The organism is Shewanella spartinae, assembly GCF_019457555.1.
Classification (GTDB): domain Bacteria; phylum Pseudomonadota; class Gammaproteobacteria; order Enterobacterales; family Shewanellaceae; genus Shewanella; species Shewanella loihica.
In genome coordinates this window covers 4,156,752-4,178,654 of sequence record NZ_CP080418.1, presented here as the reverse complement: position 1 = coordinate 4,178,654, position 21,903 = coordinate 4,156,752, and the positions used below count along the sequence as shown (strand labels likewise).

Annotated in this window: 20 protein-coding genes; 14 read left to right on the top strand and 6 right to left on the bottom strand. The window is 54.8% G+C overall.

Features of this window, described 5'->3' with window-relative positions; translation table 11 throughout:
- Positions 1 to 119: 119 nt before the first annotated feature.
- The 4 genes from rpmB (at position 120) to K0I31_RS18020 (ending at position 2,909) form a co-directional block, all read left to right on the top strand.
- Positions 120 to 356 (top strand): 50S ribosomal protein L28, encoded by a 237-nt coding sequence (rpmB, locus tag K0I31_RS18035; RefSeq protein WP_011867275.1) that lies wholly within the window; start codon positions 120 to 122, stop codon positions 354 to 356.
- A 6-nt stretch (positions 357 to 362) separates the two neighbouring features.
- Positions 363 to 536 carry a 50S ribosomal protein L33 gene (gene rpmG, locus K0I31_RS18030; RefSeq protein WP_007651290.1) on the top strand — a complete coding sequence of 58 codons (174 nt, stop codon included), beginning with the start codon at positions 363 to 365 and terminating at the stop codon, positions 534 to 536.
- A 324-nt stretch (positions 537 to 860) separates the two neighbouring features.
- Positions 861 to 2,183 (top strand): amino-acid N-acetyltransferase, encoded by a 1,323-nt coding sequence (argA, locus tag K0I31_RS18025; RefSeq protein ID WP_144201702.1) that lies wholly within the window; start codon positions 861 to 863, stop codon positions 2,181 to 2,183.
- 186 nt (positions 2,184 to 2,369) lie between these two features.
- Positions 2,370 to 2,909 carry a hypothetical protein gene (locus tag K0I31_RS18020; RefSeq protein WP_220079256.1) on the top strand — a complete coding sequence of 180 codons (540 nt, stop codon included), beginning with the start codon at positions 2,370 to 2,372 and terminating at the stop codon, positions 2,907 to 2,909.
- On the opposite strand, the gene rarD is transcribed toward K0I31_RS18020, so the two are convergent.
- Complete coding sequence (gene rarD, locus K0I31_RS18015; RefSeq protein WP_220079255.1) at positions 2,880 to 3,767, bottom strand: EamA family transporter RarD; 888 nt, start codon at positions 3,765 to 3,767, stop codon at positions 2,880 to 2,882. The genes K0I31_RS18020 and rarD overlap by 30 nt on opposite strands.
- A gap of 156 nt (positions 3,768 to 3,923) precedes the next feature.
- Positions 3,924 to 4,388: a thioesterase family protein gene (locus tag K0I31_RS18010; RefSeq protein WP_011867271.1), complete on the bottom strand. Its 465-nt coding sequence runs from the start codon at positions 4,386 to 4,388 to the stop codon at positions 3,924 to 3,926.
- A 238-nt stretch (positions 4,389 to 4,626) separates the two neighbouring features.
- Between K0I31_RS18010 and recQ the strand changes: the two genes are divergently transcribed.
- The gene (recQ, locus tag K0I31_RS18005) at positions 4,627 to 6,459 is read left to right on the top strand and encodes a DNA helicase RecQ (RefSeq protein ID WP_220079254.1); all 1,833 of its coding nucleotides are present in this window, start codon (positions 4,627 to 4,629) and stop codon (positions 6,457 to 6,459) included.
- Between the two features lie 90 nt (positions 6,460 to 6,549).
- On the opposite strand, the gene K0I31_RS18000 is transcribed toward recQ, so the two are convergent.
- The gene (locus K0I31_RS18000) at positions 6,550 to 8,235 is read right to left on the bottom strand and encodes a tetratricopeptide repeat protein (RefSeq protein ID WP_220079253.1); all 1,686 of its coding nucleotides are present in this window, start codon (positions 8,233 to 8,235) and stop codon (positions 6,550 to 6,552) included.
- A 581-nt stretch (positions 8,236 to 8,816) separates the two neighbouring features.
- On the opposite strand from K0I31_RS18000, the gene leuA reads away from it, so the two are divergent.
- The 7 genes from leuA to glpK all read left to right on the top strand — a co-directional run bounded on the left by leuA (position 8,817) and on the right by glpK (position 17,729).
- Complete coding sequence (gene leuA, locus K0I31_RS17995) at positions 8,817 to 10,388, top strand: 2-isopropylmalate synthase (RefSeq protein WP_220079252.1); 1,572 nt, start codon at positions 8,817 to 8,819, stop codon at positions 10,386 to 10,388.
- 55 nt (positions 10,389 to 10,443) lie between these two features.
- Positions 10,444 to 11,538 carry a 3-isopropylmalate dehydrogenase gene (leuB, locus tag K0I31_RS17990; protein ID WP_220079251.1) on the top strand — a complete coding sequence of 365 codons (1,095 nt, stop codon included), beginning with the start codon at positions 10,444 to 10,446 and terminating at the stop codon, positions 11,536 to 11,538.
- Positions 11,538 to 12,938, top strand: a complete 1,401-nt coding sequence (leuC, locus tag K0I31_RS17985; RefSeq protein WP_220079250.1) for a 3-isopropylmalate dehydratase large subunit — start codon at positions 11,538 to 11,540, stop codon at positions 12,936 to 12,938. The genes leuB and leuC overlap by 1 nt, the downstream gene beginning before the upstream one ends.
- A gap of 9 nt (positions 12,939 to 12,947) precedes the next feature.
- Entirely contained in the window at positions 12,948 to 13,553 is a 606-nt protein-coding gene (gene leuD / locus K0I31_RS17980; protein ID WP_220079249.1) for a 3-isopropylmalate dehydratase small subunit, read from the top strand.
- A gap of 566 nt (positions 13,554 to 14,119) precedes the next feature.
- On the top strand, positions 14,120 to 15,472 hold the full coding sequence (locus K0I31_RS17975; protein ID WP_041406760.1) for an outer membrane protein transport protein: 1,353 nt from the start codon (positions 14,120 to 14,122) through the stop codon (positions 15,470 to 15,472).
- A 257-nt stretch (positions 15,473 to 15,729) separates the two neighbouring features.
- Positions 15,730 to 16,221 (top strand): nuclear transport factor 2 family protein, encoded by a 492-nt coding sequence (locus tag K0I31_RS17970; protein ID WP_220079248.1) that lies wholly within the window; start codon positions 15,730 to 15,732, stop codon positions 16,219 to 16,221.
- An 11-nt stretch (positions 16,222 to 16,232) separates the two neighbouring features.
- Entirely contained in the window at positions 16,233 to 17,729 is a 1,497-nt protein-coding gene (gene glpK / locus K0I31_RS17965) for a glycerol kinase GlpK (RefSeq protein ID WP_220079247.1), read from the top strand.
- Positions 17,730 to 17,771: 42 nt separating this feature from the next.
- Here the strand turns inward: glpK and K0I31_RS17960 are convergent, their stop codons facing one another.
- The 3 genes from K0I31_RS17960 to K0I31_RS17950 all read right to left on the bottom strand — a co-directional run bounded on the left by K0I31_RS17960 (position 17,772) and on the right by K0I31_RS17950 (position 20,047).
- A complete protein-coding gene (locus K0I31_RS17960; protein ID WP_220079246.1) occupies positions 17,772 to 18,080 on the bottom strand; it encodes a hypothetical protein in 309 nt (102 codons plus the stop codon).
- Between the two features lie 147 nt (positions 18,081 to 18,227).
- Positions 18,228 to 19,340, bottom strand: a complete 1,113-nt coding sequence (locus tag K0I31_RS17955; protein ID WP_220079245.1) for a PepSY domain-containing protein — start codon at positions 19,338 to 19,340, stop codon at positions 18,228 to 18,230.
- The gene (locus K0I31_RS17950; RefSeq protein ID WP_220079244.1) at positions 19,337 to 20,047 is read right to left on the bottom strand and encodes a peptidase; all 711 of its coding nucleotides are present in this window, start codon (positions 20,045 to 20,047) and stop codon (positions 19,337 to 19,339) included. The genes K0I31_RS17955 and K0I31_RS17950 overlap by 4 nt, the downstream gene beginning before the upstream one ends.
- 414 nt (positions 20,048 to 20,461) lie before the next feature.
- Between K0I31_RS17950 and mraZ the strand changes: the two genes are divergently transcribed.
- Positions 20,462 to 20,920 carry a division/cell wall cluster transcriptional repressor MraZ gene (gene mraZ / locus K0I31_RS17945; RefSeq protein ID WP_011867258.1) on the top strand — a complete coding sequence of 153 codons (459 nt, stop codon included), beginning with the start codon at positions 20,462 to 20,464 and terminating at the stop codon, positions 20,918 to 20,920.
- Positions 20,921 to 20,953: 33 nt separating this feature from the next.
- Positions 20,954 to 21,895, top strand: a complete 942-nt coding sequence (rsmH, locus tag K0I31_RS17940) for a 16S rRNA (cytosine(1402)-N(4))-methyltransferase RsmH (RefSeq protein WP_011867257.1) — start codon at positions 20,954 to 20,956, stop codon at positions 21,893 to 21,895.
- Positions 21,896 to 21,903 lie beyond the last annotated feature (8 nt).

The following is a 21,903-nucleotide window of genomic DNA, read 5'->3' as shown; positions in this document are numbered from 1 at the left end:
CCCTTGATCTTTGATTTTAGATCCTGTATAAAATGCGCCCTCTTTGTGTGCCTCGGGCGACGGCCATATTCGAGGTACATTAATGCTCGAGCGTTAAATTGTTTTTGGAGAAGATTGACATGTCAAGAGTATGCCAAGTTACTGGCAAGAAGCCGATGGTTGGTAACAACCGTTCGCACGCTAAGAACGCGACTCGTCGTCGTTTTTTACCTAACCTACAGAACCACCGTTTCTGGTTAGAAGACGAAAAGCGTTTCGTACAGCTACGTGTATCTACTAAAGGTATGCGTATTATCGATAAGAAAGGTATCGAAGTTGTTGTTGCTGAACTTCGTGCCCGCGGCGAGAAGGTGTAATAAGCCATGGCTAAAGCTAAAGGTAACCGTGAGAAGATCAAGCTAGTTTCTAGCGCTAAAACAGGTCACTTCTACACGACTGAGAAAAACAAGCGTAACATGCCTGAAAAAATGGAGATCAAGAAATTTGATCCCGTTATCCGTCAGCACGTTATCTACAAAGAAGCGAAAATCAAGTAATTCTTGATTCACGTTTTTTGGAAAAAGCCCCTCATTGCAGGGGCTTTTTTTTGCCCTAAATTTCCCCATGGTGTTGGCCAGCTCATTTCTATTCTTCAGACAAATTCCCAGGCGTTAGCCCTGTGCTTCTACGGATTCCGACCTCTACCTAAGCCTCTGATCTTAATCTGTTCTGCTATGCTTAATCAGATTGTCTCGTTGTAATGAAAAAATATCGCTTTCGATGACAACAAATGCTTTTAATGTGAATTTAAATGCAATAAAATCGGCTTGTTATTCGTCAGGTGGCGATATTGTCACATATTTATTGTTGAGGTTACGCGGGTGCGCACTACTGAGTTAGTCGAGGGGTTTCGTCATTCTGCTTCCTATGTGAATGCACACAGGGGCAAGACATTTGTGGTCATGTTGGGCGGTGAGGCGCTGGCGCAGAGTCAGTTTCGCTCCATCATCAACGATATTGCCCTGCTTCACAGCCTGGGCATCAAGATAGTGCTGGTGCATGGCGCCAGGCCGCAAATCGATGAGGCCTTGGCCGCGCATAATCTCTCCCCTGAGTATTACAACGGGGTGCGCATCAGCGATGAAGAGTCCTTCCGGGTGATCAAGCAGGTGGTGGGCGGTCTGCAGCTGGACATCACCGCGCGCCTGTCGATGAGCCTGAGCAATACCCCGATGCAAGGGGCGCAGATCAACGTAGTCAGCGGTAACTTCGTGATAGCCCAGCCCTTAGGGGTCGACAACGGCGTCGACTACTGCCTGAGTGGCAAGGTGAGACGCATAGATGTGGCGGGCCTCAGACGTCAGCTGGACAACCACGGCATAGTGCTTCTGGGGCCTGTGGCGGCCTCGGTGACCGGAGAGTGTTTTAACCTGACCGCCGAAGAGGTTGCGACCCAGATCGCGGTGAAGCTCAAGGCCGACAAGATGATCGGTTTCAGTGCCAAGGAGGGGATACTCGACAGTAATGGCGAGGTGATCGCCGAGTTGATGCCGACCGATGCCCAGCGCATCTTGTCTGAGCTGACCGATGAAGACAACTGGTGTGTGGGCACACGGGCCTTCTTACAGGCCAGCATAGATGCATGCCGTAATGGCGTGGCCCGCTGCCACTTCGTCAGCTATCTCGATGATGGCGCCCTGCTGCAGGAGCTGTTCTCCCGTGACGGTATCGGTACCCAGATAGTGACAGAGAGTGCCGAGCGCCTGCGCAGAGCCACCATTGCCGATATCGGTGGTGTCTTGGATCTCATCCGTCCGCTGGAACAAGCAGGGGTCTTGGTGCGCCGCTCACGTGAGCAGCTGGAGATGGAGATAGAGCAGTTTATGCTGATCGAGCGTGATGGCTTGGTGATCGGCTGTGCGGCCCTATATCCCTTTGAGGAGGACAACGCCGGAGAGTTTGCCTGCCTGGTGGTGCATCCCGATTATCGCGATGCCGACCGCGGCAGCATCTTGCTGAAGAACATCATAGGTCAGGCCAAGGTGCGTGGTTATGCTCGCCTGTTTGCGCTGACGACCCGCAGCATTCACTGGTTCCTCGAGCATGGCTTTCAGATCGTCGAGGTCGATGCCTTGCCAAACAAGAAGAAGCAGCTGTATAACTATCAGCGCAAGTCGAAGATTCTCGCCTTAGATCTTCAATAAGGCTAAACCCGTCCGATGAAAGAGGCCACCCTTGGGGTGGTCTTTTTGTGTGTCCAAGTTAACTCACAGCAACGACTCTTGACATAATATGTCGAGAGCGCCACACTCAAGTTATCGGTTCATGTTAGGGTTGGGCTCAGGGATGATCTGCTTGCATGCCCAAATGTTTCAAGAGGATATTTAGAGGTGGATACTCAAGTCTTTCAACTTACGACCTTAGATTCGGCAACCAGCGGGATCTTCCTGTCTATGCTGCTGGGTGTCGCCTTGGTGCTAGTTTTGCTGATGGTGAAGCCCTTACCTAAGAAGGCAAAATATGCCTCTGCTGGGATGGTGATCGCCGTATTGGGCCTGCTCTCCTGGGTGTTCTACAAGGCCCATGATACCAGCGTTCGCCTAACACCAAGCACTATGCTGGTGGATATTCCCCTCTACCGGGTCGAGTTACCGCGTCAAAGCCTGGTGCCGGCTGAGGCTAAAATCGTCAGCTTAGGAGAAGATGATGCGCCTAAGCTGAGCTATCGCAGCAACGGTGTGGGCATGCCGGGTTATTCGCTGGGGTGGTTTAAGCTGGCAGATGCCAGCGACAGGACAGATAAGGCCCTACTGTCGGTCACCGGCGACGGTCAGGTATTGGTTTTGCCGACGACCGAGGGCTATCTGTTGATCTTGAGTCTGGAGCAGCCGGAGGCCTTGTTAGCCAGCCTGCTTACGCCGACTCTTTAACGCCAGGTCCAGGGTAAAGATCACCAGGGCGCTCCAGATGAAGGCGAAGGTGATCCCCTTCTCGAGATCGAAGGGTTCGTTAAACAGGCTGACGGCCATGATAAACATGATGCTGGGGCCAATATATTGAAAGAAGCCTAGCATAGATAATGGGATACGTGTGGCGGCGCCGGCAAAGCAGAGCAGGGGAATAGAGGTGACTATTCCTGCCGCCATCAGCAGCAGGTTCATCTGCCAGCTGTTTTCCAGGATGCTGGTGCCATCGAGATTCATCGCCAGATAAAGTAAGGCTACAGGCACTAAGATGGCCGTTTCGACCAGCAGCCCCGTCTTGGCGTCGACATTGACCTTCTTGCGCAGCAAGCCGTAGACGCCGAATGAGGCGGCAAGCCCCAGGGATACCACAGGAATCGAGCCGAAAGAGATCAACTGGATCAACACGCCGGCGCAGGCCAGTGATACGGCCGCCCACTGCAGCTTACGCAGACGCTCCTGCAGGAACACCATGCCCAGCAAAACGTTGATTAGGGGGTTGATGAAGTAGCCCAGGCTGGCGTCGAGCATATGATCATTATTGATCGCCCAGATGAACAACAACCAGTTGCCGGCGATCAGAACCGAGGTGAGCGCTAACACCCCGAGCTGTTTGGGCTGCCGAAACAGGGCGCGTAGCTTGGCGAAGCCACCGATAAATTGCATCAAGATCAACATGAAGACGAAGGACCAGATCACGCGATGCAGCAGGATCTCGGTCGCCGACACATGGTTTAGCAGCTTAAAATAGAGGGGAGCGAAGCCCCAGAGGCAGTAGGCGCAGATGGCGAGCGCTACCCCTTTACGATACTCAATATCGGCCATAGCTTAGGATTTAGAAAAAGTGCGGGAGTGGCATTGTAGGCGCCTAAGCCGCGTGACTCAAGCGGCCATGAGCATTCTTTTCGCGCCTCGCGCTGGAGCTGTCCCTTGCCAGCGCGTCTCACTAAATTGACGGTAATTTATAGGGGGATTAGCTGGCTAGCCCACCATATAAGTGCCAGTGCCGAAGGCGATATGCGAGCCCTTCTCGTTGTGCAGCTCCATGCGGCAGACGGATACCCGGTTACCGGCCCTGATCACTGTGCCTGTACCGGTAAAGATCTCGCCGCGCCCCGGCCTGAGATAATCGATACGTAGATCTATGGTGCCTAAGGTTTTTAGGCGCTGTTGCAGATCTTCTAAACACCAGTCGTCCCGGCTGGCTACCAGGCCAGAGAAGGCCGTTAGGCCGCCCACTACATCCAGCACGGTAGCGGTTACGCCGCCGTGGAGGATCTGCTGATGAATGTTGCCGATGAGGTCCTTCTTCATCTTCACCTCGACCTCGACGCCCTGCAGGTCGTAACGCTTGATATCCATCCCCAAGAGGTTATGAAAGGGTACCTTGGTATCGAAGATATCGGCTACGCTGGCCAGGGTCTGCGCTTGTATGGGCGTCGTCATAGGGGCACTCCTTGTTTTGTCCTACGCTGCTTGCTGGAGACAAGCGGGTAAAGTTTGGGCATTCGTTAGCCTAATGGTTAGAGCATTTAATCTATCGCTAATGCACGGGGTGAGGCAAGCCTGCGGGTAAAATTTCATCAGTCGATGGGGGCGAGGTGGTAATTAATACCCGGATAGATGAGACAAGCCGAGCCGGCTTGATTAGAATAAGCGGCCAAATTAATGATTACCGAGTGCCATGGACTTAGCCTTAACCTCTCCCGACGTGACCGATAGCGATCCGCTCGCCGCCTGCCTGCAGACGGTGTTTGGCTATCGCACCTTCAGGACGGGTCAGCGTGAGGTGATAGAGCAGGTCTGCGGCGGCCAGGATGCTCTGGTTATCATGCCTACCGGCGGCGGTAAGAGCCTGTGTTATCAGCTGCCGGCACTCGTCTTGCCCGGGCTGACCCTGGTGGTGTCGCCGCTGATCTCCCTGATGAAAGATCAGGTCGATAGCCTGAAACAGATGGGCGTCGCTGCGGCCTACCTCAACTCGTCGCAGTCGCGGGAAGAGGCCATGACCATCTATCGTCAGCTGCATAACGGCGAACTCAAGCTCTTGTATGTATCACCCGAGCGCCTACTGACCGACAGCTTCATCGAGCGCCTGCACAACCTGCCGCTCTCCCTGTTTGCCATCGACGAGGCTCACTGTATCTCCCAGTGGGGGCACGACTTCCGCCCCGAATATGCGGCCCTGGGTCAGCTGAAGCAGCTGTTTCCTCGGGTGCCCATGATGGCGTTGACGGCCACCGCCGACAAGGCGACGCGGGAGGATATCTGCCAGCGATTGGGCATAGCGCCCTTTGAGCTACTCACCAGCTTCGATCGCCCCAATATTCGATATACCGTGGCGGAGAAGCTCAACGCCGCCAATCAGCTCAGACAGTTCATTCAGGCGCAGAACGGCAACAGTGGCATCATCTACTGTAGCAGTCGTCGCCGGGTGGATGAGGTGGCCGAGCGTCTGCGTATGCAGGGCTATCATGCCGACGCCTATCACGCCGGCAAGACCCAGGAGGAGCGTGCCGATATTCAGGAGCGTTTCCTCAAAGATCAATTGGATATCGTGGTGGCCACCGTGGCCTTTGGCATGGGGATCAACAAGTCCAACGTGCGCTTCGTGGTGCATTACGATATTCCCAAGAGCGTCGAGGCCTATTACCAGGAGACGGGCCGTGCCGGCCGTGATGGCCTGGATGCCGAGGCTTTCATGCTGTTCGACCCCGCCGATATCGGCCGGGTGCGCCATCTCATCGAGCAGCAGGAGCCGGGCCCGCAGCAGCAGGTGGAGTACCACAAGCTCAATACCATGGCAGCCTTTGCCGAGGCGCAAACCTGTCGCCGTCAGGTGCTGCTGCACTACTTCGACGAGAGTGCGTCCGAGCCCTGCGGAAACTGTGATATCTGTTTAGACCCACCCAAGCGGTACGACGGCGTCGAGGATGCCCAGAAGGTGCTCTCCTGTATCTTCCGCCTGCAGCAGAAGTTTGGTGTGAATCATCTTATCGAGGTGCTGCGCGGCTCCAAGGCGGCCTCTGTGGTCGACCGTGGTCACGACAAGCTATCGACATGGGGAATAGGCAAGGAGAAGAGCCATGAGTTCTGGCTCAGTATCATACGTCAGATCATTCATCTGGGTTTCGCCAGTCAGGATATCACCAGAGGCTCGGCCATTAAGCTCAATCCCCAGGCGCGGGCCGTGCTCAAGGGGGAGGTGCCGTTGCAGCTCGCCGAGCCGCGGATCAGCATCACCACACATGTGAAGCGTCGCAGCAGTAGCCGGGCACCGATTAACTACGACAGGAAGTTATTTGCCCGTCTGAAGCTGCTGCGTCGCAGCCTGGCAGAAGAGTTGGATGTGCCGCCCTATCTGGTGTTTAACGACGCCACGCTGGCGGAGATGGCGGCCATGCTGCCGACCAGCCCCGGCGAGATGCTGGCGGTGAACGGCGTGGGCGAGACCAAGCTGAATCGTTTCGGCGGCGAGTTTCTCGACGAGATCAACGACTACCTCACCCGCAGCTAGCCAATATTTCGCTAACTAAGGCTCGGCTTACCAAGATTCTGTAAATTCAGGCGCTGCTTGCTATCAGGCTTATTGTACTTGCTACCAGACTTAGTGTGCCTGCTGACCGCTGTATTTACTCAGCTGATCGACACTGGCCCTTTTAACCAGGGAGGAGAGGGTGTCGTGATGCTGCATCACCGCCATTCCCATGTTGACTCGGGCACCATTTTGTAGCGGCTCTATGATGGCGCTCAGCTGACGAGCGATAAGCTGGGCTCCTGCCAGCGAGGTAAAGGGCAGCATGATCAATATCTGATCGGCGCTGGCGCTCAGCAAGATATCCTGCTGGCGGATCTTCTGTGACAAACGGGTCAGTAGCCTGTCGACATCGGCCTTGGCCAGATGACTGGGATTGATCAGCAAGATGGTGATAGGAAAACCTATCTGCTTGGCGCTAGTCAGCAGGGCCTCCATTTTCTCCTGGGTGCTCATCGGCTCATCTCTCTGGCTCACCTGCAGTGGCGTCTTAGGCATTCTGATACGGTTGAGCAGAATAAACAGCGTCAGCAGCAGGAAGAGCACCAGTATGCCAATAAGACCATAGCTGTCGCTGATGTGGGCATCGAGCTTGATGGGTTTAGGCTGATTGTCCTGGGCCAGCTGCTGGTAGCGTCCCAGCTGCGCCTTGATCTGCAGCAGTCGGGTATCTTTAAGAAACTCATAGCTGCGCTGGGCCATCTCGAAGCGTTTCAGCTGATACTGATAGGCGTCCTTGAATTGGCCTATGTCGGCAAAGTAGCGGCTCAGGATGCCGTAACAATAGACGAGCTCGTCAAACTGATTGGTGCGCTCGCCGATGGCGATTGCCTTCTGCATCAGCTCTGTCCCCAGGGCCTGCTCGCCGTTCGCCAATTGGATATTGGCCAGTAGACGATTGGCCCTCAGGCTGTCGTTGATCTTCTTCTGTTTGTCGAAAGTGTTGAGGGCGATATTGAGCAGCTGGATGGCGCTCTTATCATTTCCCCGTAGAAACTCGATTTCCGCCAGTTGGGTATAACTCTCGGCCAGCTCGGTCGCCGTGGCAAGTTCGGGCAGCAGGATCTTGGCCTCGAGCACCATATCGTCCCTGAACTTCACCTCTTGGTTGTAGTGGGCGATTTTGGCTAGGGTGAGTAGCACAGTTAGCCTCACCTTTCCCGTGGTCTGCTCGCTATCCAGTGCGCCCTTGGCATTGTTGAACGCCTGGTTGTAGAGGCCCTTGGTTCGAAGCAGCTCGGCCATGGCCAGTTGCACGTAGGGCCTCGGCGGGGTGAGCCATTGAGGTCTCTGTTTCTCGGTATCCGGGTAGATATCTTGAGCAAGGCGTAGATCTTCCAGCGCGCTGCTCTGGCTCTCGATATGAGTATCTATCTTGCCGCGCAGCATCAGGCCGTTGACTAAGGACTGGGGTTGTTGCTGTTCGCGAGAGAGGTAGATGGCCGAGTCGAGCAGGGTCAGCGCCTGTCTGAGGTCGCCATAATCGATATAGGCCGCGGCCATACAGTTGAGAAAATAGGGGCTGAGATGATTAAGCTTGAGCGACTTGGCCTTGGCCTCACTCATGCGGCCCAGATTGATGGCGGCCTCGTTTTCGCCCAGCTGCACGAAGGCCTCACATTTGAGCAGCGAGAGGCGCAGACGGTTTTCTTCAGACGTGGCTTCCTGATCCAGGCGTTGTTCCAGCGCCGAGATTTGGGTCAGTGTCTTGTTGGGATATTGGTAGACGGTTTGGGCCAACTCATCTAACTCTGTCATAGTGTCCCCATAAGCTGGGATCAGCCAGAGGCTGAGACTTAACACTATGAGACGAAAATCCATTTTTAAAAGCTCCGGAACGAGTGTGCTGTTTCTGTTTCCTTTGGCGGCATTATACTGATTTTTCATCAGCAATTGCATAAAAAATAGCGCCTGCGATTGGAATCAGAGGGATTGCTCGGCAAATGACCTAGTATGCTGAATTTAATCACTTAGTCACTCTTGTGAGCAAATAAATGGTTAGATTTGCGCAGTTAATCAAGATTTTTATCTGGTCTAATGTGGCAAACATGAAAAATATGGGGTTGACTATTGAACAGACACACGTTAAATATTAATCAATCTTTCGAAGCGAAACGAATAATTAATTACTTTTACTGAATACAATGACGACTATTAACCGTGCACTCCTCAGCCTCCTTATTCTCATTCTCGCAGGTCCTGCGCGGAGAATGTAGTGTTGCACGCTTAATAACACACCCAGCATTCATAAACCCCGCGCCCAACAACGCGGGGTTTTTTTGTTTATGGATTCGACGAACACCCAAAATTAGAGCCTAGACGTACCATGGAGAAACCAGATGTCTAACCGAGTGATAATATTTGATACGACCTTACGAGATGGTGAGCAAGCATTAGCGGCGAGTTTAACGGTTAAGGAAAAGCTACAGATAGCACTGTCACTCGAGCGTCTGGGAGTGGACGTCATGGAGGTGGGGTTTCCCGTCTCGTCACCGGGGGACTTCGAGTCGGTGCAGACCATTGCCCGCACCATCAAGAATAGCCGGGTCTGTGCACTTGCCAGGGCGCTTGAGAAAGATATCGACGCCGCGGCCCAGTCCTTGTCGGTAGCGGAGCAGTTTCGTATCCATACCTTCATCTCGACCTCGACCATACACGTTGAGAGCAAGCTTAAGCGCTCCTTCGATCAGGTGCTGGACATGGCGGTCGGTGCGGTGAAATATGCCCGCCGCTTCACCGATGATGTGGAGTTCTCCTGTGAAGACGCCGGTCGTACCCCAATAGATAACCTGTGCCGCATGGTCGAGGCCGCCATCAAGGCGGGCGCCAAGACCATCAACATTCCCGACACAGTTGGTTATACGGTGCCGAGCGAATTTGGCGGCATCATTCAAAACCTGTTCGACAGGGTGCCGAATATCGATCAGGCGGTGATCTCAGTGCACTGTCACGACGATTTGGGCTTGTCGGTGGCAAACTCTATCACCGCGGTGCAGCATGGGGCGCGTCAGATCGAGTGTACCGTCAATGGTATTGGCGAGCGCGCCGGTAACTGCTCTCTGGAAGAGATCGCCATGATCATTGCCACTCGCAAGGCCAGCCTGGGGCTGGAGACGGGGATCAACGCCAAAGAGATCCATCGCACCTCTAACCTGGTGAGCCAGCTATGCAACATGCCGGTACAGGCCAACAAGGCGATCGTCGGCGCCAACGCCTTTACCCACTCCTCGGGTATCCATCAGGATGGCGTGCTGAAGTCGCAAAACACCTATGAAATCATGACGCCAGAGAGTATCGGCCTTAACCGCAACAACCTGAACATGACCTCACGCTCCGGCCGCCACGTGATCAAGCATCGCATGGAAGAGATGGGCTATGGCGAGCAAGACTACGACATGGACACCCTGTATGAGGCCTTCCTGAAGCTGGCAGACAAGAAGGGGCAGGTGTTCGACTATGACTTAGAGGCCTTGGTGTACGTGGAGGCACAGGCGGAAGATGAGAACCACTATGGCTTGCAGCAGCTGGTGGTGCATTCAGATTCGACTCAGGGACAGGCCACCGCCACAGTAACCCTAAGCATAGACGGCAAGGCGGTGACCGAGGCGGCAACGGGTAACGGCCCGGTCGATGCGGCCTACAAGGCGATTGCCCGCGCCAGCGGCTGTGAGATCAATATCAGCAGCTATCAACTTAGCGCCAAGGGCCAAGGGCAAGATGGCCTGGGACAGGTGGATATCACCGCCAAGTACCATGATCAGAGCTTCCATGGAGTGGGCCTGGCGACCGATGTGGTCGAGGCCTCGGCAGCGGCGCTGATCCACGTGATGAATCTGACCTGGCGCGCCGACAAGGTGGCCGAGAATAAACATAAGTTGAAACAGGCACGCACCGAGTTAGGCGGCGTATAACCAATTTCGAATTAAACAGCATAAAGACAATTAATTGCAGGGAGTCACTTGAGGTATGAGTTATCAAGTCGCGGTATTGGCCGGTGATGGGATCGGCCCCGAGGTTATGGTCGAGGCACGCAAGGTGCTAAAGGCGGTGGAAGAGCGTTTTTCGTTGGATATCGAGTATAGCGAATATGATGTGGGCGGCGCGGCCATCGACAATCATGGTTGTCCGCTACCCGAGTCGACCCTGAAGGGCTGCGAGGCGGCCGACGCTATCCTGTTCGGCTCGGTAGGTGGCCCTAAGTGGGAGCATCTACCCCCCAACGATCAGCCAGAGCGTGGCGCCCTACTGCCGCTACGGGGACACTTCGAGCTGTTTTGTAACATGCGTCCGGCCAAGCTACATGTTGGGTTGGAACATATGTCGCCGCTGCGTAGCGATATCTCGGCCCAGGGCTTCGACGTACTTTGCGTGCGCGAGCTCACCGGTGGCATCTACTTCGGTAAGCCCAAAGGGCGTCAGGGTGAGGGCGAGCAGGAAGAGGCCTTCGACACCATGCGCTATAGCCGCCGCGAGGTGCGCCGTATCGCCAAGATCGCCTTCGAGGCGGCCCAGGGCCGTCGCAAGAAGGTGACCTCAGTGGATAAGGCCAACGTACTGGCCTGCTCTGTGTTGTGGCGCGAAGTGGTGGAAGAGGTAGCCAAGGAGTTCCCGGATGTGGAGCTGGAGCATATCTATATCGACAACGCCACCATGCAGTTGCTGCGTCGTCCCTTCGATTTCGATGTGATGCTCTGCTCAAACCTGTTTGGCGACATAATCTCAGATGAGATCGCCATGCTGACCGGCTCCATGGGCTTGCTTTCATCGGTGAGTCTCAACAGCGATGGCTTCGGTCTGTATGAACCTGCCGGTGGCAGCGCGCCGGATATCGCCGGTCAGGGCATCGCCAACCCGATCGCACAGATCCTGTCTGCGGCGCTGCTGCTGCGTCATAGCCTCAAGGAAGAAGCGGCGGCCAAGGCGATTGAAGATGCGGTCGCCAAAGCATTGAGCGATGGCTATTTAACTGGAGAACTCTTGCCCGCGGATCAGCGTGACAAGGCAAAATCAACCCGTGAGATGGGCGACTATATTGCCCAAGCAGTCAGAGAGGCAAACTAATGGCGAAGACACTGTATGAAAAGGTATGGGATAGCCATATCGTAGCTGCCCCCGAAGGAGAGGCGCCGCTTATCTATGTGGATCGCCATCTGGTGCATGAGGTGACCTCGCCTCAGGCCTTCAGCGGCTTGAAAGTCGCCGGTCGTAAATTAAGGGCGCCAGAGAAGACCTTCGCCACTATGGACCACAACACCTCGACCAAGAGCGCCAGCCTGGATGCACTCAGCCCCATGGCGCGTACTCAGGTGGAGACGCTGGCACAAAACTGTAAAGAGTTTGGCGTGCGTTTATACGATATTCATCATAAGAACCAGGGGATTGTCCATGTAATGGGCCCTGAGCTTGGCATCACCTTGCCGGGCACTGTGATTGTGTGCGGCGACTCGCACACGGCGACCCATGGCGCCTTCGGCGCCCTGGCCTTCGGCATTGGCACCTCTGAGGTGGAGCATGTGATGGCCACCCAAACCTTGCGTCAGCTGAAAGCCAAGACCATGAAGATCGAGGTGCGAGGCCAGGTGGCCGATGGGATCACCGCCAAAGATATCGTGCTGGCCATCATAGGCAAGATCGGCATGGATGGCGGCACGGGTTATGTGGTGGAGTTCTGCGGCGAGGCGATTGCCGCCCTGTCGATGGAAGGACGCATGACTGTCTGTAACATGGCGATCGAGATGGGCGCCAAGGCGGGCATGATAGCGCCGGATCAGACCACCATAGATTATCTCGAAGGTCGTGAGTTTGCGCCTAAGGGCGAAGCGTGGCAGCAGGCGGTCGCCGCCTGGAAGGCGCTGAAGTCGGACGACGATGCCGTGTTCGATGCCCATGTTGTGTTGGAGGCGAGCGATATCGCGCCTCAGCTGACTTGGGGCACTAACCCAGGCCAGGTGGTGGCAATCGATCAGTGTGTGCCTAACCCAGAGGATGAGACAAACCCGACAGTGAAGGCGAGTATCGAGAAGGCACTGGACTATGTGGCGCTCACCCCTGGCACTCAGATGACTGATGTGAGCATCAACAAGGTGTTTATCGGCTCTTGTACCAACTCGCGCATCGAAGATCTGCGCTCGGCGGCCCAGCAGGCCAAGGGACGTAAGGTGGCCGCCGGTGTTACGGCTATCGTGGTGCCAGGTTCAGGCTTGGTGAAGGAGCAGGCGGAGGCGGAAGGCCTGGATAAGATCTTTATCGATGCTGGGTTCGAATGGCGTCTGCCGGGCTGTTCCATGTGTTTGGCGATGAACGATGACAGACTGGAGGCGGGTGATCGCTGCGCCTCGACCAGTAACCGTAACTTTGAGGGTCGTCAGGGACGCGGTAGCCGCACTCACCTGGTGAGCCCTGCCATGGCTGCCGCTGCGGCGATTGCCGGTCATTTCGTCGATATTCGCAAGCCATACTAGGAGGGAGCGATGCAACCATTTACCACACACACAGGGCTTGCGGTGATCATCGACAGTGCCAATATCGATACGGATCAGATCATCCCTAAGCAGTTTCTCTCTAAGGTCACCCGTGATGGCTTTGGGGTTCACCTGTTTCACGACTGGCGTTATCTGGACGATGCCGGCGATCAGCCTAATCCTGAGTTCAGCCTGAACCAGCCCCGTTACCAGGGGGCCTCTATCTTGCTGGCTAAGGAGAACTTTGGCTGTGGCTCGAGCCGCGAACATGCGCCCTGGGCCCTGGCCGATTTTGGCCTCAAGGTGATCATCGCGCCAAGTTTTGCCGATATCTTCTATGGCAATGCCATCAACAACGGGCTGTTGCCGGTTCGTCTCGCCGAGGCGGAGGTGGTGCAGTTGATGAGGGAGGTTGAAGCCGAAGAGGGCGCTCAGGTGAGCGTGGATCTGCAGGCCCAGACTGTGACTTCTCCTTCGGGAGCAAGTTTTAGCTTCGATATTGCTCCATCGGCGCGCCATAACCTGCTAAACGGCCTGGATGCCATAGGCATCAGCCTGGGTTACGGCGAGGCGATAGCGGCTTATGAAACCGAAATCCCCAGCTGGCGCACCTAATGCTAAGAAGGCCTAACTCATTGCGCCCGATACATGTTTTAGGGATTAGACGCTTTAGGTGTTTTGCGCACTAGAAATTAGGCGTACATCTGTACCTTAGGGTTATCGAATAGAGCCGATTGCAGTTTGCTGTGGTCGGCTTTTTGTTTACATTAGCGGCGCTGAATCTTGTTAAGTCTATATTTTTCAGTTGTTTATTGTGGTTTCTAGCCGTTAGCTAGCCAGATGTGCAACGAGCTAGTGATTTATGCTGGTGGTTTTGTGGTTTTCAGGCGTACAGGTGTTAATCAAACGTCTTTATTTTAATTGATTGATATTGCTAATTTTTGTTTGGGATTGCTGATTTTTGTAAACCCCATTAAGTGAACGTGGATCACATTTTTGTACTTTGATTGGCGTTTAAAAGTCGGTTTCAGCTGGTTTTTGTATGCTATTTAGGCGTTTTAGCCAGCATTATTCGCTTAAATTCATTATTTGCTTGTAAAGATATTCTGCATCAGTAGACTGCGGCTCACTCAATATCTGGAGCCTTTGCTCTAGGTTGTCATAATAACAAGAGAGCCATGATGAAGAAGCATATTTTATCTTTAGCTGTAGTTGCTGCCATCGCCACACCGCTATCTCAAGTTCAGGCCGCTGGATTTCAACTTGCCGAATATTCTGCCACGGGTCTAGGCCGTGCCTTTGCGGGTGAGGCGGCCATGGCCGACAACGCCGCTGCTCAGGCGCGCAACCCTGCTATGTTGACCTACCTCGAGGGACGTCAGCTGTCGCTGGGTGGTATCTATGTGATGCCAAACGTCGATGTAGAGGGTGACGTGACGCTGGCTTCGCCTGTGTTAGGGCCTCAGGGCGTGACCATGAACGCCGATGCCCTGGATGTGGCTGACGACGCCCTGGTGCCTAACTTCTATTACTCTAACCAGCTTAACGACCAGTGGACCTGGGGTTTAGCGGTTAACTCTAACTATGGTCTGGCGACCGAGGTGCCGAGCACCCATCCTACCGCTATCTTTGGTAAAGAAACCTCAGTGACCACTGTGGAGTTTAATCCAAATCTGGCTTACAAGGTGTCTGAGGCCGTTTCTGTCGGTGCGGGCCTGCGTATCGTCTATGGCGAAGGTAAGATTGGCGCCTCTACGCCGGCTTGGGTCGATGGCATCAAGGCGATCCCTACTCTGCCTGCCGAGATCGCAGGCGCACTACCACCAGGTGGCACTAGCCTGAAATCGATGGAAGGCGATGATATTGGCTACGGTTGGCAGCTGGGTGCCAGCTGGCAGATCAACCCGGCGCACCGTATCGGTCTGGCCTATCACAGTGGCGTCGAGCTGGAGCTCGACGGTCATGCCTCTGGCCTGATCTACAACGGTGGTCAGGATGTGGAGATCGAGGGTTATATGCCACTCGAGCTACCAGCCTTTGCCGAGTTGGCCTCTTACCATCAGCTCACCGACAACTGGGCGATGCATGCCAGCATTAACTGGACCCAGTGGAGCGTGTTCGATCAACTGGTGGCTTACTTCCCAGGCGAGCAGAAGCCTGTTGGCGGCCTGGAGTCGGACCTGGTGAAGGTTGAGAACTTTAAAGACAACTGGCGTTTCGCCCTAGGCACCAGCTATCAGCTAAGCGATAAGTGGCTGGTACGAGGTGGTGTGGCGCTGGATAAGACGGCGGTAGAAGATGAGTATCGCACCATCACTATCCCCGATTCAGACCGTCTGTGGTTCAGTGCGGGTGCTGGCTATCAAGCCTCTAAGAACCTGACTTTGGACTTTGCCGTGACTTACATCAAGGCCCACGGTGATGCGCCGATCAACGAGACCATGAACCTGATGAACCTGGCTCAGGTGAGCTTTAACGGTGAAGCGGGTGGCGATGTCTGGTTGCTAGGCGCTCAGTTAAGCTACAAGATGTAACTTAATGGCTAATGCCTAATGGCTAATGGCTAATGGCTAATGGCTAATGGCTAATGGCTAATGGCTAGTTAAGTTAAACGAAAATGCCTCACTTATGTGGGGCATTTTTTTATCTGAATATTTGTTGGCTATCTGAACTTCATCGGATTATATTCGTCTAATTATCAACATATTTTTAGCGCTAATCGATCCACTATTGCCCCACAGCCAACAGAGCGGGGCGATAGGCGCGATGAACCAACAATAAGAGGTGTCCCATGAAACCCTATCTTCTGGCTGCAAGCATAGCATTACTGCCGATATCGGCCTTCGCCGACCCGAGTGCGACGCAAGTGGTGAAAGGGTTTATCGACGCCTATAACCAGCACAGTGTCGAGAAGATGCTGACCCATGTGTCGGACGATGTGCGCTGGATGCATATCTCTGGCAGCAAGATAGAAGTAGAAACCTCGGATAAGGCGCAATTTGGCGCCGCCATGACAGACTATTTCGAGACCCTCACCGGCGCCCAGGCCACCATACTCGAGCTGATCGACTCCTCTCACTATGTCAGCACGGTAGAGCGTGTGACCTGGGAGAACGATGGTGAGCAACTCAGCCAGTGCAGCATAGGTAATTTCCGCGTGCAAGACGGTAAGATCGCCGAGTTTTGGTATCTGCCCGCCCACGCCTGTGACGAGCAGTTAGAGGCCGCCGAGCAAGTCGAGTCTGACCCTGAGCTCGATCCGAACCAGCCTAACCAGCAGTAGCGGAGGCGTTCGTGCAGCAGAAGTATGTCATCGCGCTCGATCAGGGCACGACCAGTTCGCGTACCATCATCTTCGATCACGACGCCAATGTCGTCGCTATCTCTCAGCGAGAGTTTTCCCAGATCTATCCTAAGGCGGGTTGGGTGGAGCACGATCCCATGGAGATCTGGGCCTCTCAGAGCTCGACCCTAATCGAGGCGCTTGCTAGGGCGGGGATCCACAGCGACGAGGTTGCCAGCATCGGCATCACCAATCAGCGCGAAACCACCGTCCTGTGGGACAAGACCATGGGAAAACCCATCTACAACGCAATCGTCTGGCAGTGTCGCCGCAGCCAACCCCTATGTGAATCCCTGAAGGAGGCGGGCTATGAGGATTACATCAGGCAGAATACCGGCCTGGTGTTAGACCCCTATTTCTCGGCCACCAAGATTCGTTGGATCCTCGACAATGTCGAGGGCGCCAGAGAGAAGGCAGAGGCCGGCGAACTGCTGTTTGGCACCATAGATACCTGGCTGGTGTGGAAACTCACCGAGGGTAAGGTGCATGTGACAGATCCCACCAATGCTTCACGTACCATGCTGTACAACATTCACCAGCAGGCCTGGGATCCTGTGTTGCTCGAGGCGCTGGATATTCCTGCGAGTATCCTGCCCGAGGTGAAACCTTCATGTGCCGTATATGGCAAGACCCGAATTGCCGGGGAGGGGGGCGAGATCCCCGTGGCCGGCATGGCGGGGGATCAGCAATCGGCCCTCTTCGGTCAGCTGTGTATCGACGAGGGGATGGCCAAGAACACCTATGGCACAGGCTGTTTCCTGTTGATGAACACTGGTCTGCAGGCGGTGCAATCTAATCATGGCCTGTTGACCACCATAGCCGTGGGACCAAAGGGTGAGGTTAACTATGCCCTGGAGGGCTCGGTATTCATGGGCGGTGCCACCATTCAGTGGCTGCGCGATGAGCTGGGGCTGATCCGCGACGCCCAAGACACGGAATATTTTGCCCTCAAGGTCAATGACAACAACGGCGTGTATCTGGTACCGGCCTTCGTGGGACTCGGGGCTCCTTACTGGGATGCCAGCGCCCGCGGCGCCTTGGTTGGCCTCTCCAGGGGCGCGAATCGCAACCATATCATCCGCGCCGCCCTCGAGGCGATTGCTTATCAGAGCCGGGATCTGCTCGATGCCATGACCAAAGACAGTGGCGTGCAGCTGAAACAGCTTAAGGTGGATGGTGGCGCGGTCGCCAACGATTTTCTGATGCAGTTCCAGGCGGATATTACCGATGTCGAGGTGCAGCGACCTAAGGTGACGGAAACCACGGCGATGGGTGCGGCTTTCCTGGCGGGACTCGCGGTAGGCTTCTGGCAATCGACGGCCGAATTGAAACACAAGGCGGGCGTGGAGCGCTGCTTTAAGCCAGCCATCGCCGACGATGAACGTGAAGCCTTGTATCTTGGATGGAAACGCGCGGTCGCTCAGGTAACCAGCGAATCTGTGGCTTAACTGCTAGACACTGATATTAGGCGTTGATATTAGCATTCGATACTAAACGTCGATATCGATACGGGGCAGTGGTGAGTCCAGCGCTTCCTTTTCGGCCTCTTCTTCGGCCTGTTTCTGCGCCTGTAGGCGTCTCGCCTGGCCGCGGCGATCGTCGCGTCCGGGTCTGGGGTTGATGCGCCTGTCAGTCTGACGACGACGTTCCAGATGGGGCGGCAGCTGCGATTGGGGCGCCTCATGACTGTCGGCGTGGATGGCATCTATGTGCTCAGTCTGATCCACCACGCGCTTACGTGTTACCACACGTTGTACCGGTCTGGCTAACATGGCGTACAGGCTATCTAGGGCAACCATCTCTCCTCCTCTTTAGGTTAGGTGTAACTCCTCTAACCTATTTATCGGCCGCTTCTGCCTAAAATTTAGACACCTTGTTCGCTATATTCGTTCAAAGTGGCCGTTTCGTTCAGGAGGGCGGCTTTCGCTCAAGAGGGTCGCTTTCGTTTACGAGGAGGCCTGAGCCGGACTCACGGCCTGCTCGGCATCACCCTGTGCCTTCTGCCAAAACCTGAGCTGCGCGCTGCTGGTGAGCGCTATCTTGCCTTGGTGGCAATTATGCTGACAGCTGAGGCGGATGCCCTGGGCTAAATGTTCCTGCTTGAGACGGGCTTGCTCTTCGACGGTTGCCTGCGGCGCCTGCTCCAAGAAGCGGACGCGGCACATGCCGCACTGACCGCCACCGCCGCACTGGCTGGGGATGCGAATTCTGTCGTGGTTAAGATTATCAAGCAGATTTCCAGGTGCCAGAGTGAGGCTTTCGAGCGGCTCGCCGTCTGGGGAGAGTAAGGTTAGCTGCCGCTCTCCCTTGTTGTTCTTGTTTACCTGCCAGCTAAAATAGTCACCGGCAGCCAGTTTGCGCACAAGCACCCAGGCGCCGCTGAGGCCGAGCAGCAGGGCGGCGAAGGCAATTAGCTGGGTCGCCAGGTGATTGAAGTTCACGCCATTATTCGGGAAATAGTCGATAAAGTGCAGCATGAAGAGTAGCTGCTTGAATCGCGAGCCCTGGTTTTCGTGGGCCTTGACTTGACCGCTCTGGCCATCGACGAAGATCTGTGTGCCATGCTCATCCTGGGCATCGAAGCGGTAGAAGGCCGGGTTGCCGCCATAGCGCTGCGCTGCTTCTTTATCGACAATGGGCGAAGAGAGCCTAGCTTCCCCTAAATAACTCTGCCGGGCGAGCCGTATCAACTGCTCGTTATCCAGGTTCACCGCCTCGCCGATATCGCCCCAATAGGCGAGGGTGCCGCCGCTCGTCCTCAGGCGATAGACAGGGCGCTCCAGCAATATGGCGAGTTCGACACGCTTAAGGCTTAATTGCTCAGCGTTCTTATTTGTCAGTTGATTAGTAATTTCTGCTAGCGTCACCGTCGGTTGAATTAACCTGACGCTGTTTTGCGCTTGGTTACCAGGCTTGGCGCGCATGGTATTGGCATCTAACAGCTGGTCATCGATCAGGTTAAATGCCAGGCCGGTCAGGGTCCAGATGATCAGCTGTATGCCGACTATGAGTCCCAGGATGCGATGTAAACTTCTTGCGCTAATCATGCTAAGTCTCATGCTGGCTCCTCCTCGCCCCGTTTAAAGGCGATGAGCAGTAGCAGGGCGCCGGAAAGCGCCGTCAATAGTGCCAGCAGACTAAAGCCGGTCAGTAGCGGATTGTGCACATCTTCCCTAGTGTCATAGTCCATGATGTGCAGCATCCACATGAAATCGAACAGGCGCCAGAAGTCATGGCGCTTGGTCACCAACTCGCCGCTGCTGGCCGAGATATAGAGGCGTGAGTCGAAGGCATCGTTAAGGTTTATCTGCCACAGGGGCAGGCGACGCCTACCTATCTCGGCCGGTGCCGACTCGGTTAACAACTCACTGCTGGCGTTTGATAGGTCGCCGGGATGGAGCAGAGCTGCAACCTGCATCGCATCCTGCTGGCTTAGTGACTCGAGCGGCTTGCCATCTTGGCCCGAGAGATAGAGAGCTTTGCCGTCGAGCCTGAGTTTATAGACAGGGCCGAGCGCCGTCGGGAGCAACTCTAGTCTGGTGGCATCGGGATAACGTGAGAAGATCGTCTCGGGCGATATGGTTAGCTGACTAGCGTCCAACGTGAGTCTGGACTCTTCGACGAGATGATCGCCATGGATATAGTCGATATCCATGATCACCATATAAAGGCCGGAAATTAACCAGATGAGGAGTTGTGCCCCCAGAAACAGGGTCAACCATTTGTGTGATTTTCGAAGCCAGCGGCTCTGTTTGGGTGTCAGCATGATTTTGTGTTTTTATTGGCCATCATAGGGATCAAGCTGCCTTTGGGCAAGGCATAATAGGCGTGACTCCAACTGTTTAGGGTCGAACAGACGGGTCGGTTCCATCTGCTCGCGTCGATCCCACAGATCATGGCCTGAATTTGGGACGGCGATCCACTTATCGATCCACCAAAGCCTGTAGGCCCTCCACTTCTGTTTGTTTTTTCAACATATTTGACCCTGAAATTCCCACAAATTGTCCCTGGTTTGGTTGTAGTTACAAATTTACAAACTGGCTGCGAACCCGCTTGAATACTGGCTTTATAAATGGTGGCATCCCTTGACAATGCTTGCACACTATCTCTAAACTTAGCATTTGTGGGAAATTGTGGATATTTGTGGATCTATTAACCAGAAAAACAAGGACGAGCTAACGTGTTTCGTGGAGCGAGTGCTATTAATCTTGACGCCAAAGGCCGGATCGCGATCCCAAAGCGATACCGCGAGCGCCTGCACGTCGATTTTAACAGCCAGCTGGTGATCACGGTCGATTTCGATGCCGCCTGTTTGCTCATCTATCCACTCGAGGCTTGGAAAGCGATAGAAGCCAAGCTGTTACTGCTGTCAGATACCCAGGGCCCGGAACGCGCCATGAAGCGCTTGTTACTCGGTTATGCCCATGAGTGCGAGTTAGACAGCAATGGTCGCCTGCTACTGCCCCCACCGCTACGCCAATATGCCAACCTGGATAAGCACGCCATGCTGGTGGGGCAATTGAACAAGTTTGAGCTGTGGGATGAGGCGGCCTGGCAGCAACAGATTGAACTTAGCCGTGAAACGATTCAAAGCGATGCCTTTGCCAATAGTGAGCGTTTGGCGGACTTCTCTTTGTGATAAGAGAATAACCATAAGTTAAAGAAGAGAGCGATGACTCAAGAATTTGCGCATTTATCCGTGCTGCTGACGGAAACGGTAGCCGGACTCAACATCAAGCCAGAGGGCATCTATATCGATGGCACCTTCGGCCGCGGCGGACACTCTCGCGAAGTGCTCAAGCAATTGGGCCCTAATGGACGCCTGATCGCCATCGACCGTGATCCCCAGGCGATCGCCGCCGCAGAGCAATTTGCCGATGATGCGCGTTTCTCAATCGTTCACGGTGGTTTTGGCCAGCTGGCCCAATATGTCGACGATCTCGGCCTCAGAGGCAAGATCGACGGCATTCTGTTCGATTTTGGCGTCTCTTCGCCGCAGCTAGACGATGCCGAGCGTGGCTTTAGTTTCCTGCGTGACGGTCCGCTGGACATGCGCATGGACAACTCCCAGGGGGAGACCGCCGCCGAGTGGCTGGCCCGCGCCGAGATAGAAGATATGGCCTGGGTATTTAAGACCTATGGCGAGGAGAAGAACGCCCGCCATATCGCCCGTTGTATCGCCGCCGATCGAGACAAGACGCCTTTCTTGCGTACCAAGGAGCTGGCGGATCTGATCGCCCGTGTGAGCAAGAGCAAGGAGCGCAACAAGCACCCGGCGACCCGTGTATTCCAGGCGATCCGTATCTATATCAACAGCGAGCTGGAGCAGATCGATCAGGCGCTGGAAGGGGCGGTTACGGTATTGGCGCCCCAGGGACGTCTGTCGGTGATCAGCTTCCATTCGCTGGAAGACCGTATGGTGAAGCGTTTTATTCGCCGCCATAGCCAAGGTGAGTCTGTGCCCCACGGGTTACCGCTGACCGAGGCCGAAATAAATAAGACACGATTACTCAAGGCCGTGGGTAAGGCGATTAAGCCGTCGGCCGAGGAAATTGACCGCAATGCCAGGGCGCGTAGCTCAGTGTTGCGGGTTGCCGAGCGATTAGACTACTAATCCTGTCG